Annotated in this window: 1 protein-coding gene; it reads left to right on the forward strand. The window is 38.0% G+C overall.

Annotated features, from left to right (window positions below):
• A partial coding sequence (locus tag IEX97_RS13120) for a CBS domain-containing protein (protein ID WP_188883538.1) occupies nucleotides 1-246 on the forward strand: 246 nt, incomplete at its 5' end.
• Between the last annotated feature and the right edge of the window lie 20 nt (nucleotides 247-266).

The raw sequence follows: 266 nt of genomic DNA on the forward strand, positions 1-266 counted from the left end.
AAGGACTTATCACCCGAAACAACTAAGATTTCCGAGGTCATGTGTGCTGATATTACCATTCTTAGCATCACCGATACGATTGAAAAAGCCATGGAAGCCATGACGCTTACCAAGCGTCGTCATATTCTAATCGAAGAAGATGAAAAAATTGTTGCCATCGTTTCAATTGGAGATATTCTATATAATCTTCTTGAAGATAGAGCAAAAACGATTGAGCACTTAGAAAAATACATCCATACGTACTAACTTAGCATGGAGCACCTGAT

Source organism: Paenalicyclobacillus cellulosilyticus (genome assembly GCF_014647315.1).
Taxonomy (GTDB): Bacteria; Bacillota; Bacilli; order Alicyclobacillales; family Alicyclobacillaceae; genus Alicyclobacillus_J; species Alicyclobacillus_J cellulosilyticus.